Origin of the sequence: Pinibacter soli, from assembly GCF_029961145.1 — a bacterium.
Classification (GTDB): Bacteria; Bacteroidota; Bacteroidia; order Chitinophagales; family Chitinophagaceae; genus Pinibacter; species Pinibacter soli.
The window spans coordinates 1,872,512-1,887,933 of record NZ_JASBRG010000007.1; the positions used below are offsets into that span (position 1 = coordinate 1,872,512).

Sequence of the window (15,422 nt, forward strand, 5' to 3'; positions counted from 1 at the left end):
GTGAAAAATTACTGGTGAATGTTCAACCTAATACAATCTGTGTAAATCAGCTAAATCAGCGTCATCTGCGTGCCTTCAAAAAACACAACTCATTACTTAAAACTCACAACTCATAACACAACCCTTAAAACAACCAACATTAATAAATCAATTTTAAATTTTTAAAGCCCAAATGATGAAACAGATTAGTGTGATTATTGCCTCTATTGCGATTCTCTTTTCGATGAACGCATGTAAGAAGGTTGTCGGTGAAGGACCTGTGGTAACGCAGGAAAGAACAACATCTGCATTTACTGCATTGCATTCTAAATTATCTGGCGATGTTTTCTTTAGCAATGGAAACGAATACAAGGTAAAGATCGAAGCACAGCAAAACATCATTGATGTGATGGAGACAATCATTAGCGGCAGTGAATTGCAGATAAAATTTCGAAATGATGTGAATATTAAATCCCATGAAGCAGTCAAAGTGTATGTTACTGCTCCGGAAGTGAAAAGCTTTACACAAAGTGGATCTGGCACCGTGAATGTGCAAAATGATTTAACGGTTGACAATTTGAACTTACAAATAAGCGGTTCAGGAAACATCAAAATAAGCAAAGTAGAAAGTGATCAAATCTATTCACACATCAGTGGTTCAGGAAACATACAAGTCGCCCAGGGTACTGCAAGCAAAATGACCGCAGACATTAGCGGCAGCGGTAATATTGACCTGATCAATGTGCTGAGCAAAAATGCATCTACCACAACGAGTGGTTCAGGAGGCATCAAAGTATATGTAACAGACAATCTTGATAGCAGGATCTCCGGCAGCGGCACTGTTTGGTATCGCGGCAATCCTCGCGTCAATGCAAATATTTCAGGATCAGGGAGAGTTACTCCTTATTAATCAAGTCAAGTCAGCAGCGAAGTGCGATTCTGCTTCGCTGCATTTTTAAACATTCGCTTTTTTTTAACCTTACAAAGCTTTTAACAATGACAATTCATCCACAATTCACGTACAGCGAAACCGGCGAAGCCACAGGTGTTTTCTTAAACATGCAGGACTGGCAGGCACTTCTGCACGAAAGCAACAAAGAACTAAAACAACAATCAAACGGTTTCGTTCTGCAAAAGAGCAAACCCGCTCAAATCGTTTGCTGGGGCGAATATCCGATCAACTCAGAGGGTGAGCTGGTGCGATCATTTATGTGAACGCCTAATGCCTAACGCTTAAGGCCCAATGCTTAACGCTTAACGCCTAACGCATTAGGCGCTGCACATTCAGCGTTGGGTGTTAGGCTTTCTGCGTTAAGCGTTCCGCCCCGGCTCTTATATATAATTACATTTAATACAGCTACTTATATGCCCTTTCTTTCTTGCTTTTTTTAGTGTACCTTTGCGCAAATTTTTATTTTTATATGATGACATTTGAAGAGTTGGGTATTGACGAGCGATTGGTAAAAGCTACATCAGCATTAGGATTTGTGAATCCCACGCAAATACAGGAAAAAGCGATCCCTGTTTTGCTTAGCGGCACTAAAGACTTTATAGGTCTTGCGCAAACTGGTACAGGTAAAACTGCCGCATTTGGTATTCCATTATTGCAAGTTATTAATGCTGCAGAGAAACACCCCCAGGCGCTAGTGGTATGCCCAACAAGAGAACTGTGCATGCAAATTGTGAACGAAATTGAATTGTTCAAAAAATTCATGACAGGCGTGCAGGTAGTCGCTGTATACGGCGGAACATCTATCAGCACACAAATTCGCGACCTTAGACGCGGCGTACAAATTGTTGTAGCCACTCCGGGTCGCCTTATCGATCTTATCGAAAGAAAAGCCATTCAGCTTGACAAAATCGAGTACGTTGTACTTGATGAAGCAGATGAAATGCTGAACATGGGTTTCCAGGATGATATCGAGTTTATTTTACAAAACACTCCAAACCGTAACAGCACATGGCTTTTCAGCGCTACCATGCCACCGGAAATCCGCCGCGTGAGCAAACGCTATATGAAGGAGCCTGTTGAAGTTACTGTGGGTAAAGTAAACACCGGCAATAAAAACATCGATCACCAATACTATATTGCGGCAGCTCCTAACCGTTATGAAACATTAAAAAGGATCATCGACTTTAACCCGGGCATCTACGGTATTATTTTCACGCGTACCAAAATGGATGCGCAGGAAATTGCTGAGCGCCTTACCCGCGAAGGTTATGACATCGATGCTTTGCACGGCGACCTTACACAGGTTCAGCGTGACAAGGTGATGAAAGCTTTCCGCGAAAAAACGTTACAGCTGTTGATCGCTACAGACGTTGCGGCCCGCGGTATCGACGTTCAGGGTATCACCCACGTTATCAACTACGAATTACCTGATGACGTTGAGGTATACACGCACAGAAGTGGCCGTACCGGTCGTGCAGGTAACACCGGTATTTGTATCTCCATCATCCACAATCGTGAAGGTTTTAAACTTCGCCAGATCGAAAATATCGTTCAGGCTAAATTTAACCGTCTTGATATTCCTTCCGGTAAAGATGTTTGCCGCAAACAGTTCTTCTCTTTTATGGAGAAATTACTGCAGGCAGATATCAGCCACGGCGACTACGAAACGTATGTGCCAATGCTGGAAGAGAAATTTGCAGATGTTTCCAAAGAAGATGTATTGAAACGTGTTGCTGCGATGGAGTTTGACCGTTTCCTTAAATATTACGAAAACGCTGAGGACCTTAACATCCGTGAGGAAAGAAGGGCGGCTCGCGGAGATAGACGTGAACCCGGTGGACGCGAACAGGGCGGACGTGATCAGGGTAACAGAAGACGTGACACAGCAGGACGTGAGTTTGGCGGTAACGGCAATGGTAACTACATGCGCTTGTTTGTAAACCTCGGTACCAAAGACGGATTTTACAAAGCAAGTTTCCTTCAGTTCATTCTTGACATGAGCGACCTTAAGAAAGAAGTTCTTGGACGCATTGACATGAAAGAAATGAATAGCTGGGTTGAAATCGATAAAAACGCAGCCGGCAAAATGATCAAATCAATCGACGGCAAAACTTTCAAAGGCAGACGCATTCGTATGAACGATGCGAATAGCAGATAATTTGAGAATTTGAAGATTTGAAGATTTGAAAATGTGAGGTGCAAGATTCTTCAATTCCTTTTATCACTTCGAAAGTTGGAAATATAATTAGGTACTGAGCATTTGTGGTACTATTAAGCTGAAGTTGCGTCGCACACTTCAGCTTTTTTATTTCTAGTGAGCGAAGAGGGAGCACACGGATGACGCTGATTAGACTGATCTACACGGATTTTACCCTAAATGGAGAATGACTGGAACAGATTTGGTACTTGTTAAAAAAGAGATTTAATAAAGTTGATGTCACCTGCGGCAAAAGATGAGTACAAATCAGTCTGATCAGCGTCATCTGCGTGCCCTCTCAAAGCACATGCGAAAGCACAATGCCCGTTGCAACCGCCGCATTCAGCGATTCTGCCTCGCCTATTCTTTTGATGGTAATTTTATGTGTAGCGAGTTGCTGAATCGCTTCACTAATACCTTTCGATTCGTTGCCAGTAACGATGATTCCGCTTTTTATTTTCCCGACTTTTTCGATGGGCTGACCATTAAGCAGCGTGGCATATACTCCCAGCGAAGCATGATCTTTAATAAAATCAGGAAGGTCGGTATAAACGACTTCTACCCTCGCAATGCTGGCCATGGTTGACTGCACCACTTTTGGATTGAAAACATCTGCAGATTCTTTGCTACAAACAACTTGCTCAATTCCGAACCAGTCAGCGATCCTCACCAGAGTTCCAAGGTTTCCCGGGTCCTGGATGCCATCAAGCGCAAGTATAATCTGATGATCCTTGTCAACAAATGTTGGTTTCTTAAAAAGACAAAGCACTTTATTGGGAGTAGAAAGAAACGAAATGCGTTCAAGTTCTGATTCGCTAATAACATTTACCTGATCCTGTTTCAGCCCAGAAACCAGGCCACCATTGGTATCCAGCCATTCCTGCACCGCAAAAACTTCAACAGGTTGTATATTTTTACAAAGTAAAAGTTCATGAACAATTTTTGGGCCTTCTGCTACAAATACGTTTTCTTCGTCTCTTAGTTTTTTCTGGCTTAAACTTTGAATATATTTGGCCTTCGATTTTACCAACATTTATTATTAGCGTTTACTTTCTTTATGATATTTAAGCGGCAAGTTAATTCATCCACCTTCATTTACAGCACTTGCCTGGCATTGGTACTCGTTTTCTTTTTGGGATCGTGCCTTACGGTAAAAAACTTTCCGCCAAACAAACCATTCGTCTTCAAATCAAATATAAAAATTGAGAGTAAGCAGCCAATTAACCAAAAGGATGAACTAAAGGAAAAACTGCTTATCCAGCTCGACGACAGCATTAAGAACCGCATTGTCACCAAATTACTTATCAGGCAAAAACTCGATAAACCACCTGTTTTTGATACTTCGTACGCTGTTCGGAGCGCAACCTTCATGAAGGCCCTCTTAAAAAGCCAGGGTTACATGAGCGGAACCGTCACCTGGGACTCTACCCTGATCGTTAAAAAGAAGAAGAAAAAGCAACAACTCCGTGTTATAACAACGTTTACCGTTACACCGGGGATACTGACCAAAATTGACTCAATCAGCTATAATTTTAGAGATACATCTTTGCAGGCCCTTGTTATGCGCAGCTTACGGCGCTCAGATCTTAAAAAAGGCGATGCATACAAAAAAGAGGCGATCTCTGCCGAGCTGGACAGGTTGATCGACCAGTTTAAAAACAACGGTTATTACAAAATCAGTCGTGAAGATATTTACGCAGAAGTCGACACAGTAGAGGCCCGGCTCATTAACCCAAACATTGACATCTTTGAAAGAGCACGTTTGTTGGCTGAATTGCAAAAAAGAGGACAGAACCCAACTGTAGATATCGTATTTAAACAGCGGGCGAAAGAGAACCCTTCGCATCTAAAGAAATTCTACATTGACAAGGTTACCATTTACCCCGACCTTACCATTAGAGACGACACCGTGGAAACGGTTTCCAGGAAAGACACGATCAGAAACGTAACGATTATTTCCAAATACAATCTCTTTAAACCCAAATTCGTTGAAGCTCACAACTACCTGAAACCCGGCGCCCTTTACAGCCAACGCAACTATATAAGAACGATAAACAGCTATAACCAGCTTGGCGCATGGCAGCAAACTGCCATTGATATTTTTTCAAATGATTCTCTTGGCAAGCTAAACATGGATGTCCGTCTTTACCCGGCAGTAAGACGTAACCTGAACATTGGTTTGGAAGCGAGCAGGAACGAAAGCGACGTTGTTGCCACCAACTTGTTTGGCCTGGGTGTTACATTTGGCATTACCGATAAAAACATTGCGAAACAATCTGTACAAAGTAGCCTTAACACGCGTTTCGGTGTGGAATTGGGACAAGAATTGCTGCAAACCATTCAGACTTCCATCAACTACACGCTGCATTTCCCCAAGTTCATCCTGCCGTTTAAAGACAGCAGCCGCGTGAAGGGAAAAATCAGCACTGAAGGGACAAACCTTAGTATCAACGCCTCAAACACTTTGAGAAAGGATTTCTATACTTTACAAAATGCCAATATTTCATGGTCGTACGATTGGACAAAGGGCCGCGAGATTACAAGGAGAAATAAAATATACCTTTTCAACTATAGCCCAATAAATGTTGAATATCAGCACGTTATCCCAACAGACAGTTTAAGAATTCTCATTCGTGATGCCCCCAATCTCTACTATACATTCCAGGACGGGTTTATTGTAAGCCAGAACTTCAGGTTTCAGGTCATTACCACAAAGGGCAAACACACAACATCTGTAAAAACAGGTTTGGAGGAAAGTGGCGGACTACTTGGTCTAATAAAAACGCTCGATGTAGATGCTAAACTCTTTCGTTTTGTAAAAACTTTTTTAGATTATAGTCACAATATTACTTACAAAAAAACGGCACTTGCCTTTCATGCTTATGGAGGTTTCGGTTTTTCCTATGGCGATACCAAAGACAGTTTGGGTAATGTTATACCTGAACAGGCATTGCCGGTAACCCGTGGATTTACTGCGGGTGGCCCAAACAGCATGCGTGCCTGGCGTGCAAGGCAGTTAGGTCCGGGCTCCTCAAAATTCTACGAAGAACTCCCCACCCCAAACCTCGATCGTTTTGGAGACATTCAACTGGAAGGAAACGCGGAGTATCGTTACAATTTATTTAATATAGGCAGCTTAAAGATCAAGAGCGCCCTTTTCCTGGATATGGGGAATATCTGGCTGCGTAATAACCAGGGCCAGGAGGGTTTGAATAATGGTGTTTTTAAATTGAACAGATTATACAAGGACCTCGCAGTCGGCGCCGGTACCAGCTTGCGTTTCGATTTTGATTATTTCCTTATACGCCTTGACTGGGCCTACCAAATCAAAAATCCACTATACGCCGACTACCACTACGGCTGGTTCCAGCAAATCAAATTCTGGGACGGACAGTTTCAGCTGGGGATCAATTACCCCTTTTAAATTTGAGAATTTGAAAAATGTGCTAATTTGAAAATGTAGGGTGCCGCAGCGAAACAATTGATTTTATCTTCTCGCTATTTAGAGATTAAGCGCCCCAAAGAAAGTCACACACAAAGCATTTACAAATTTTCAAATCCTCAAATTTTCAAATTGCCAAGTTTTGTTCAAAACTTGACAGGCTCTCCGCCAGATCAAGGGTAAACTCTCCAATGCGTGTTCGGCACAGTTTACTTAAGTAGCCGCCGCAACCGAGCGCTGCACCGAAATCATTGGCCAGGCTACGTATGTAGGTGCCAGTGGAACAAACTACTCTGAAATCAATTTTGGGAAGATCAATGGATGTAATCTCAAATTCTTTGATGGTTATTAGACGAGCATCGAGTTTTACCTCTTTTCCTTTTCTCGCTAATTCATACACTCTTTTACCATCTACTTTAATAGCGGAATGTATTGGAGGCACCTGCATAATTTCGCCAGTAAACTGTTCAGTCGCTGCGCGAATCTGCTCCGGTGTAATGTGAGCATATTCTTTAAAGTCGATTGGATCGCTCTCGAGGTCGTAGGTTGGCGTAACGGCGCCAATGGTAATAGTACCCGTGTATTCCTTTTCCCTCGCCATGTATTCGTTGATCTTCTTGGTAAACCTTCCCGTGCATACGATCAGCAGGCCGGTTGCCAGCGGATCGAGTGTACCCGCATGCCCCACCTTCTTAATCTTGATCAGGTTGCGAATTTTCCTGATCACATCAAAAGAGGTCCACTCCAAAGGCTTGTCAATCAAGATCACCTGCCCCTCGTCGTACTTGTTTTTATAGATGCGTTCCAAGTGCTTTTTTTGCGAAAGTAAGATGTTGAAAGTAATTAATAATTAATAAAGGATAATTAATAGGGTAAGAGTCGCAACAGTTTGTAGTAACCTATTGACCATTACACTTTAATGTAGCTTGATATAATTTCGCTCACTATCCTATTAATTATTCTTTATTAATTATTCATTGTCCCTTCACACTCTCCCACTCCTTTCCATCCAGCACTGGCATCGCAACCATTTTCGACGTTTTTGTTTGGGCTATAATGGCTTCTGAGCGGGCTTTTGCATTAGGATGTGTGCTAATCAGATAAGCAGCGCTGGGAAGTGCGCTTTCTTTATCCATTCGTTCCAGGAACCGGGCAAGATTGACGGGATCTATATTAGCATTCGTCATGTATTGAACAGCGTATTCATCCGCCTCGCTTTCAAGTGTGCGGTCGTAAGCAGTTGAAGACAATAATTTGCTAATCTGTTTTAACACTGCCCCTCCACTACTTCCCGTGGACGAAAGGATAACAGACAATCCAAATTCTTTCAGTAATTTCTTAGCAACATGATTTCGTGTCATGTGCGCTATTTCATGCGACATCACTCCCGCAAGCTCTTCAGGATTTTTACAATCTTTAATCAATGCAGAGTAGATCACCAAATGATTTCCGGGCAGTGCAAATGCATTGATCTCCTTGTTTTCAAGCACATGGATCTTTATTGAATCGGCAGGAATAGAGAGATGATTGCTGTTGCATATCTTATCTCTGATCTTGTTCAAGGCATTGGTGAGTGTATCATTTTCAATAACTGTATTGGTTGTTTCAAATGCTTTCCAGACTTGTTTGCCAATTTGATCGACGCTCTGTCGCTTGATCTGTTTGATGTGTAACAGGCGAACAAAATCAACTTTTGAAAGCATGAACCAAATTCCAAAAAAAGATAATAACAATATTAAAAATTGGGGAACGATCTTTTTCATATCAGGGCTTGCAGATTAAGTTCGTTAAAGGACCATAGAACCACCACTGCACATGAATACCCTTGCGGGTTTTGATAGCAGTGTTAACGGTGGCAATAAAATCAGAGAGGTTAAAAATAATAACGGTGATGATGTAGGCAATATAAGGGTTCGAAATTTCCCTGGTACCAAATACAATTGACATTGTCCAGTAAAAGCTCGCACTATTAATAAACAACAATGAAAATTGCGAAATAAAAGCCTGCGTACAATGCCAGCGGGTAAAGTAAGTACCCTTTCTGTTGCCCAGATAAAAAATAAGGGTTGCCACCAGGTTTATGATCGGTAAAGGCAGGCCGGCCATTATGGCAATGAGCGACATCAAATAACTGTTTGACGCCCTCTCCGCTTCATGATCGGAAGAGACAACGTATGTGTTGTCTGCACGACGTAAATTTTCCGTTGTCATAACTACTTATAAGTGTTTGTAAATATTCCAGATCCAATTGGCACTTATTAATGCAATAGCAGGAAGCGCTACCGCTTTTTGAGTAAGTTTTGTTTCTGCAAATGCATAAAAGCAAAAAAAACTATTTTGCTTTTTAAGCAAGTCCGTTGCAACCCATAAAGGCAAAACGATCAATGCCGCCAAAAGCAAAAAACCCAATGGATTAATAAGAAACGCATTTAAGAAATCTGCATGTAGAAGCGACATTACAGATCTCGTTGCACCGCATGCAGGGCAGGGAATGCCTGTTAGCCACTTGAATATGCAAAGAGTGTAGTGTTCCTCACTGTGCATTGCATGATTAAACAAGTTCCAACCAAGCCAGGCATATCCCGCACTGGAAATGACAAGAATTAAGGTATATAGTTTTCTTCTTGTCATTATTCTACTTAATAAAAAACGGTTTGAAGTAATTGCAGGTTCTTTTCTCTTGTTGCACCCTGGATAAGGAACCAGTCAACAATTGTCCAGATACCAAAGCCGCCACAGGTAAGTAATTTACCAATACCTATACCTGTATCTCCAATAATAAACCTGTCGATGCCAAGCTGCCCCGCAAGTATAGAAACGATAAGGCTTGTAGTAGGATCTTTTAAAGAAATGGTTTGTAACAATATCCATTTTTCGTCAGGTAGTTCTAGTAGTCTTTCTCTGATAGTTGGGATAACATGACTTTCAAAAAACTTGGCGTTCGTCAAAATGTACATGTCTACTTTCTGAGCGTCCATTGGTGTTTAAAGGGTTTAGGTTATTCCTACTCGTTAGGCTTTTCGGATGCGCCGTTATTCAAAATAACAATTGGTTAATGTGTGAAGCTAGTTTAAAAATTGAATACAGCTTAAAATTAACCAGTACTTTTTTATTGCAATTGTTGAAAAATAAAACAGCGTATAAATAGAAACGCTTAGAAAAAATGTAAGAAGTAGATATACGGTGTCCGATAGTCGTCGCAATGCAACTCTCAAAAGAATGATCTACACTGTACGTCGCACATCATTCTTATTGCCTCGGCGGCGCCAAAAGATTAATCCCCAGCCTGAATCCCGTATACGCTTTCTGTCCATATTCAAATCCCCATACAAAATCTGCGCGGAGGATGCGGAACACATTTTCCAGTCCCACACCAGCTTCAATGTAATTGCTGTGATCATTGATGTAAAATGTGTTCATGCTGCCCACTAGTTGCCAGTTCAATTTTCTGAACACAGGAATTTTATTGGTGAGAAAACCATTGAAATGATGTTCGATATGCGCTTCCCCATATAACGTGGCAGTGTTGCTGAATTTGTAGTAAGGCAGCAAAAGGAACCCATTGAAGTAATTGGTCACCATAGTGATCTGGTTACCATTGAAATGCTTGTAATCCTGCACTTGTACCTGTTTTGCTTTATAGAAACCGCCGGCAGAAATATTGTATTTGAAAGTTCCCGCCAGTTTCAGATTCAGATCATCGTTGATGCCTATGCGCCATTTTCCATAATCTACGTCGCTGCCGAACAATCCTTTTATCCCCATGGTTATGCCGGCGGTAAACGTTGGATATTTTGAACTGATTTCAAATCGTCTGTCCGGAAACTCAATGTAGCGGCTGCCGGGTCTCCAGCTAATGCCTAACGACAACATGGAAGCCTGGTGACGCTTAAAGTTTTCAGACATAAGATCCGTTGGATAATTGGGCGTATAACTTCTGGTATCCCATGCTTTCCATGATTGATCGGTTGTATTTTCCAGCGGTATTCTATCCTGGTACTGGAACCCGATCCTCGCCGTAAGGCCGTCTGCAATGCCTTTTGAATAATCGATCCTGCCGCTCCATGCCTCATATATCTTCATGTAGTTGTGCATCCAGATGAGCGAGGAGAAGCTATTGAAAAGTGGATCGATCGGATTGTTGTTGTTGAATTGATAAACGTTTTTACCGCCGCCTGCCGAAAGGCTTGATGGCCGTTTTTTGCCCACGTCATAGGAAGCCGTGAGATAGGCATTCAAATGCCCGTTGCTAAAGCCATAGCGTATAAGCGGTGAAATGGAAACCGATCTGCTAAAACCTGTTGAGTCGAGCCTTTTCGTATAGCTGACCCGGGCATTGATCACCCATCCTTCAACTGTATTAAAGCTAACTGATTGTGCCAGCGGGAAAATAGTAAGCGTTGATCTGTCTTTTTGTTTGGAAATCGTTTGCCCCAAAAACAAAATACCGGGCACAGAAGGCTTGTTGCGGATCCTGTCAATAGAATCCAGGTACCGCGGGTCTTCACGCAACTTTTCTAAACTATCTTTTTTATGGTAGTCTCTTTGTTCTTCTGTCTGCAACGGAACCGGTCTGGTTGTATCCCAATACAGACTGTCTTTTTTGTTACTTCCTTCTTCATATTTCAAAACAGTGTTGTCGAAGAATTTTTTCTGAAACTCCGGATGCACGTCAAACTTTGAATAGATATTCACAAAATTGCCGTACACATCAAATCCAAAAACTTTAATGGCGGGATATACCACCTGCGTTTTTATCACCCACACATTTTTATCAAATGGCACATACAATTGATTGATGCGTAAAGTATCAAGGAACTGCATTTGCGACTCCTTTGTAATTTGCAACTCCACACTGTGAATGCGCCAGTCATCATCTGTGATATTGATATAACCACTGAACAACGGTTCGTACTTTCGTTTAGGTATTACCTTTATGCGATTGATCTCGCGGCCATCTTCAATAAAACTTCCTTCGAATTTGTACTTGTAAAAATTGAGTGCATTATCAGCAATTGGAGAAATAAAGCCACGCGGATTTAAGTTGGGACCAAGGTCCACATTGTTCTTATAAAAGGTTACAAACTGCGGCAAGCTGAATCCAAAACCGTCTCTTTGTCCGCTTACTTTGGTTGATAAAACCTCCACTTTTATTTTATCGGTTTGCGAAGAATATTTCATTACAGATTCTGAGAGGTACATCATTTTCTTTTTACTCGTGTCGCCATCCTCAAAATCTATTTTCTGTCCCATGAATTTGTTGGGATAATCACGTAATTGCATTTGCCCCTTAATGTACACTTCACATTGAAACGTATCGAGTTGTTTTAAATAAAAAGGACGCTTCTTTATAGCATTTCGTATTATTTCATACGCAGGATCTTCGCCGCCGGGCCTTACCACCACTTCTGCCAATGAAAGCTGCTGTCGCGATAATTGAAAGTTCAAAACAATATCTTCATTGCCTATCGTAATTTCTCTTTCTTTTCTTTCATAACCCACATACTGGCAAACAATGGTGTAAATGCCGGGCGATAATTGCAGGAAATATTTTCCTTCATTATTGGCTGTGGTGCCATGTGTGGAGTTCTTGATAAGTATAGAAGCGAAGGGCAAAATAGCACCTTTATCATCCGTAATGATTCCGCTTATTCTACCAGCATAGGTGAAGAAAGAAATATGCAAAAGCAATAAGCTTGTAATGAAGCGTATGGTATGGTTCATAGTTAAATATAAGAATTTTAGTGAGCACGCAGATGACGCTGATTAGACTGATTTACGCTGATCTTTTTCTGATTGTCGAAAGTTCAAGATTTTCTTTGATTTGATTGGCATACTATTTTCAAATCTTAGCCAATAATCAAAATCATAAAGATTTCGTTCCTTCAAATCTTCTCATCTGTGTAAATCAGTCCAATCAGCGTCATCTGCGTGCTCACTAGTCGCTCAGACATTCAACCAGCTTCTCCACTTCTTCCCTGGTATTAAATGCATGTAGCACAATGCGCAGCCGCTCCTCTCCTTTTGGTACCGTTGGATATAATATAGGGCGAATGTCAAAATTATTTTGCTGCAATTGCGCAGCTACTTCTTTCACAGCTTCATTGCCCGGAACAATTACTCCTTGTATTGCGGTCGCGGATTGCATTTTTGTATAGCGAATAGGAGCATGTTGAAATTGTGCGATCAGCTCTTTTAAATGCATCCGTTCTTTATGCAAGGAAGGGATCAACTCATAACTTTTTTGAATCGCATTTACTGCCGCTTCGGGTAACGCTGTGGTATATATTAATGACCTTGCATAATTGACAAGATAATTTTTCAATGCTTCGGAACCAACGATGGCCGATCCATGTATGCCCATCGCTTTTCCGAAAGTATAGACGCGTGCAAAACAATGCTGGTGCAATTGCGTGTGCTGCGACAACCCCTCTCCCCGATCGCCGATAACACCAATAGCGTGTGCTTCATCCACAATAAGATTTGCATTGAAACGGTCACACAAACTAACCAAAGTATGCATCGGCGCTAAGTCGCCATCCATTGAAAAAACCGTTTCCGTTACCATAAAAATATTTCCTTTTGCGAGGCTCAGCTTCTTTTCAAGATCAGCCATATCGTTGTGTGCAAATGAAAATGAATTGGCGAAACTTAACCTCAGCCCATCGCGTATGCTTGCATGTGATAACGCATCGTAAATAATAGTATCGCCTTTTTGTGCGATGGAACTTAGCAAGCCAAGATTGGCATCAAATCCCGAATTAAAAATCAATGCGGCTTCTGCTTCATGAAATGTTGCTAACTGCTTTTCTGCATTTTCTATTAAAGCATAATTTCCTGCCAGCAAACGTGATCCCGCAGAACCGTGCTTCAAATTTTGATCAGGTTTGATCAGGTTATTTGTTGCAATACCTAAATAATCATTGGAACAAAAATCAACCATGCCTTCCGTTAGCTTCAACGATCTGTAAGCTCCCGCTGCTTTTCGCTCTTCCAGTTTTTTATGCAGAAAATCTTCTTTCATGAAAGGCAAGTTATAAGTTTTAAGTAGTAAGTTTTAAGTTTTAAGTCTCTATGTGTTGCTCTTTGTAAATTTTACTGACATCCATATATCGAAAAGCTGCACTCAACGACTTATAACTTACAACTTAAAACTTATAACTATTTTTGCTCCATCTCAATCATTCACATGGAATCCACAGAATCAATAAACGTTAAAAACATATTGGGCCTGCAATTGCCCACAGATCCGCGTTGGGTGAACCTGGCGGAGATTTCGCTGGAAGCGGTTTTAACCGATCACGCTTATTGTGAGCAAAAAGCGGCCACCACCTGTATTTCGCTTATCCAGCGATATTCTGACAGAGTGGAGCTGGTAGAGGAACTTGCCCCAATCGTTACGGAAGAATGGGGACATTTCCGGTTGGTTCTGGCGGAACTTAAAAAAAGAGGTCTTAAGCTGGGCAAGCAACGCAAGGACCTCTACGTAAATGCATTGCTGGAATTCCAGGTGAAGGGCGGCAGTGTGGATGACACTTTTCTCGACAGGTTGCTAACCATGGCCCTTATTGAGGCCCGCAGCTGTGAACGCTTCAAACGTCTGAGCGAGGGCCTCGAAGACCCATATTTGCAAAACTTTTATCGCCGCTTTATGGAAAGCGAAGCAGGACACTACAAACTGTTTATAGAGCTTGCAGAAATGTACATTGATAAAGAACGGGTGCGCAAACGCTGGAAAGAATGGCTCGATTTTGAAGCCGGCCTGATGGAGAGCATGGAAGTGCGCGGCGACCGGATACATTAGTAGAGACGCGTTGAACGCGTCTCCGCACCAAACGAATGCAACAGAGACGCATTCAATGCGTCTCTACTAACAACTTTTTCTTAGTTTTACACCCAACCAAAAAAAACTATCAACGATGCAGGTTCCTGTAATGGCGGAAATGTTTGCGAACGGACAATCACCAGACGTACTATTTTGGGTTGGATGTTCGGGAAGTTTCGATCAAAGGGCTCAGAAAATAACCAAAGCTTTTGCTACCATTCTTAATAAAGTAGGAGTTAATTACGCCATTCTGGGAAAAGAGGAAATGTGCACAGGAGATCCTGTTCGCCGCGCCGGAAACGAATTTATGTTTCAGATGATGGCGTATCAAAACATTCAGATTCTCAACAACTACGGCATCAAAAAAATTGTAACCGCCTGTCCTCACTGTTTTAATACACTCAAAAACGAATACCCTGATCTTGGAGGTAATTATGAGGTTATTCACCATGCTACTTTTCTGCAGCAACTGATTGACGAAGGAAAAATAAAAATGCAGGAAGGCGGTGTTTACAAAGGCAAAAAAATCACCTATCACGATAGCTGCTATCTTGGCCGCTCCAATAATATTTACGAAGCTCCGCGCAAAGTACTGGAAGCCCTGGATGCTGAACTGGTGGAAATGAAACGCTGCCGCAGCAAAGGTTTGTGTTGTGGAGCCGGCGGGGCCCAAATGTTTAAGGAAGAAGAAAAAGGCGACATCCGCATAAATATTGAACGCACCAATGAGGCCTTGGAAACAGGCGCTTCTATAGTTGCTTCCGCTTGTCCGTTCTGCAACACCATGCTGACAGACGGCGTTAAAAACCAGGAAAAGGAGAACGATGTTGCGGTGCTGGACATTGCGGAGTTAGTGGCAATGTCTATTTAATTTGAAAATTTGAAAATGTGCTAATTTGAAAATTCAATAAGTACAGCATTCTTCTTTTTTGAAAATGCAGTAAGCCGAGCTTAACTAACAATGATCAAACTGGAAACCCAATTTTCAAATTAGTACATTTTCAAATTTTCAAATTGATTTGTCCTC

Annotated in this window: 14 protein-coding genes; 6 read left to right on the forward strand and 8 right to left on the reverse strand. The window is 41.7% G+C overall.

The window, feature by feature from the left end; genetic code table 11:
• Nucleotides 1–172: 172 nt before the first annotated feature.
• The 3 genes from QJ048_RS17970 to QJ048_RS17980 all read left to right on the forward strand — a co-directional run bounded on the left by QJ048_RS17970 (nt 173) and on the right by QJ048_RS17980 (nt 3,089).
• Nucleotides 173–889, forward strand: a complete 717-nt coding sequence (locus tag QJ048_RS17970; protein WP_282335791.1) for a head GIN domain-containing protein — start codon at nt 173–175, stop codon at nt 887–889.
• 86 nt (nt 890–975) lie between these two features.
• Nucleotides 976–1,194, forward strand: coding sequence for a hypothetical protein (locus QJ048_RS17975; RefSeq protein ID WP_282335792.1), 219 nt, complete (start codon nt 976–978; stop codon nt 1,192–1,194).
• A gap of 206 nt (nt 1,195–1,400) precedes the next feature.
• Nucleotides 1,401–3,089: a DEAD/DEAH box helicase gene (locus tag QJ048_RS17980; protein ID WP_282335793.1), complete on the forward strand. Its 1,689-nt coding sequence runs from the start codon at nt 1,401–1,403 to the stop codon at nt 3,087–3,089.
• A gap of 337 nt (nt 3,090–3,426) precedes the next feature.
• Here QJ048_RS17980 and QJ048_RS17985 read toward each other — a convergent pair whose 3' ends face one another.
• Nucleotides 3,427–4,161 (reverse strand): RNA methyltransferase, encoded by a 735-nt coding sequence (locus QJ048_RS17985; RefSeq protein ID WP_282335794.1) that lies wholly within the window; start codon nt 4,159–4,161, stop codon nt 3,427–3,429.
• A gap of 24 nt (nt 4,162–4,185) precedes the next feature.
• On the opposite strand from QJ048_RS17985, the gene QJ048_RS17990 reads away from it, so the two are divergent.
• Nucleotides 4,186–6,552 (forward strand): BamA/TamA family outer membrane protein, encoded by a 2,367-nt coding sequence (locus QJ048_RS17990; protein ID WP_282335795.1) that lies wholly within the window; start codon nt 4,186–4,188, stop codon nt 6,550–6,552.
• Nucleotides 6,553–6,697: 145 nt separating this feature from the next.
• On the opposite strand, the gene truB is transcribed toward QJ048_RS17990, so the two are convergent.
• The 7 genes from truB to QJ048_RS18025 all read right to left on the reverse strand — a co-directional run bounded on the left by truB (nt 6,698) and on the right by QJ048_RS18025 (nt 13,594).
• Complete coding sequence (gene truB / locus QJ048_RS17995; RefSeq protein ID WP_282335796.1) at nt 6,698–7,378, reverse strand: tRNA pseudouridine(55) synthase TruB; 681 nt, start codon at nt 7,376–7,378, stop codon at nt 6,698–6,700.
• Between the two features lie 166 nt (nt 7,379–7,544).
• The gene (locus tag QJ048_RS18000; RefSeq protein ID WP_282335797.1) at nt 7,545–8,333 is read right to left on the reverse strand and encodes a M48 family metallopeptidase; all 789 of its coding nucleotides are present in this window, start codon (nt 8,331–8,333) and stop codon (nt 7,545–7,547) included.
• Between the two features lies 1 nt (nt 8,334).
• Complete coding sequence (locus QJ048_RS18005; RefSeq protein WP_282335798.1) at nt 8,335–8,781, reverse strand: magnetosome magnetite crystal formation protein family; 447 nt, start codon at nt 8,779–8,781, stop codon at nt 8,335–8,337.
• Between the two features lie 6 nt (nt 8,782–8,787).
• A complete protein-coding gene (locus tag QJ048_RS18010) occupies nt 8,788–9,201 on the reverse strand; it encodes a DUF2752 domain-containing protein (protein ID WP_282335799.1) in 414 nt (137 codons plus the stop codon).
• Nucleotides 9,202–9,209: 8 nt separating this feature from the next.
• Nucleotides 9,210–9,548, reverse strand: coding sequence for a TM2 domain-containing protein (locus tag QJ048_RS18015; protein WP_282335800.1), 339 nt, complete (start codon nt 9,546–9,548; stop codon nt 9,210–9,212).
• Nucleotides 9,549–9,819: 271 nt separating this feature from the next.
• The gene (locus QJ048_RS18020; RefSeq protein WP_282335801.1) at nt 9,820–12,294 is read right to left on the reverse strand and encodes a DUF5686 and carboxypeptidase regulatory-like domain-containing protein; all 2,475 of its coding nucleotides are present in this window, start codon (nt 12,292–12,294) and stop codon (nt 9,820–9,822) included.
• Nucleotides 12,295–12,508: 214 nt separating this feature from the next.
• Nucleotides 12,509–13,594: an aminotransferase class I/II-fold pyridoxal phosphate-dependent enzyme gene (locus QJ048_RS18025; protein WP_282335802.1), complete on the reverse strand. Its 1,086-nt coding sequence runs from the start codon at nt 13,592–13,594 to the stop codon at nt 12,509–12,511.
• Between the two features lie 165 nt (nt 13,595–13,759).
• Between QJ048_RS18025 and QJ048_RS18030 the strand changes: the two genes are divergently transcribed.
• Nucleotides 13,760–14,374 carry a MiaE family protein gene (locus QJ048_RS18030; RefSeq protein ID WP_282335803.1) on the forward strand — a complete coding sequence of 205 codons (615 nt, stop codon included), beginning with the start codon at nt 13,760–13,762 and terminating at the stop codon, nt 14,372–14,374.
• A gap of 115 nt (nt 14,375–14,489) precedes the next feature.
• On the forward strand, nt 14,490–15,266 hold the full coding sequence (locus tag QJ048_RS18035) for a (Fe-S)-binding protein (protein ID WP_282335804.1): 777 nt from the start codon (nt 14,490–14,492) through the stop codon (nt 15,264–15,266).
• Nucleotides 15,267–15,422 lie beyond the last annotated feature (156 nt).

What these genes read in the sequence shown, in the direction of transcription:
- QJ048_RS17970 (WP_282335791.1), top strand. Translation starts at nt 173, where the DNA reads ATGATGAAACAGATTAGTGTGATTATTGCCTCTATTGCGATTCTCTTT.
- QJ048_RS17975 (WP_282335792.1), top strand. Translation starts at nt 976, where the DNA reads ATGACAATTCATCCACAATTCACGTACAGCGAAACCGGCGAAGCCACA.
- QJ048_RS17980 (WP_282335793.1), top strand. Translation starts at nt 1,401, where the DNA reads ATGATGACATTTGAAGAGTTGGGTATTGACGAGCGATTGGTAAAAGCT.
- QJ048_RS17985 (WP_282335794.1), bottom strand. Translation starts at nt 4,161, where the DNA reads ATGTTGGTAAAATCGAAGGCCAAATATATTCAAAGTTTAAGCCAGAAA.
- QJ048_RS17990 (WP_282335795.1), top strand. Translation starts at nt 4,186, where the DNA reads ATGATATTTAAGCGGCAAGTTAATTCATCCACCTTCATTTACAGCACT.
- QJ048_RS18000 (WP_282335797.1), bottom strand. Translation starts at nt 8,333, where the DNA reads ATGAAAAAGATCGTTCCCCAATTTTTAATATTGTTATTATCTTTTTTT.
- QJ048_RS18005 (WP_282335798.1), bottom strand. Translation starts at nt 8,781, where the DNA reads ATGACAACGGAAAATTTACGTCGTGCAGACAACACATACGTTGTCTCT.
- QJ048_RS18010 (WP_282335799.1), bottom strand. Translation starts at nt 9,201, where the DNA reads ATGACAAGAAGAAAACTATATACCTTAATTCTTGTCATTTCCAGTGCG.
- QJ048_RS18015 (WP_282335800.1), bottom strand. Translation starts at nt 9,548, where the DNA reads ATGGACGCTCAGAAAGTAGACATGTACATTTTGACGAACGCCAAGTTT.
- QJ048_RS18020 (WP_282335801.1), bottom strand. Translation starts at nt 12,294, where the DNA reads ATGAACCATACCATACGCTTCATTACAAGCTTATTGCTTTTGCATATT.
- QJ048_RS18025 (WP_282335802.1), bottom strand. Translation starts at nt 13,594, where the DNA reads ATGAAAGAAGATTTTCTGCATAAAAAACTGGAAGAGCGAAAAGCAGCG.
- QJ048_RS18030 (WP_282335803.1), top strand. Translation starts at nt 13,760, where the DNA reads ATGGAATCCACAGAATCAATAAACGTTAAAAACATATTGGGCCTGCAA.
- QJ048_RS18035 (WP_282335804.1), top strand. Translation starts at nt 14,490, where the DNA reads ATGCAGGTTCCTGTAATGGCGGAAATGTTTGCGAACGGACAATCACCA.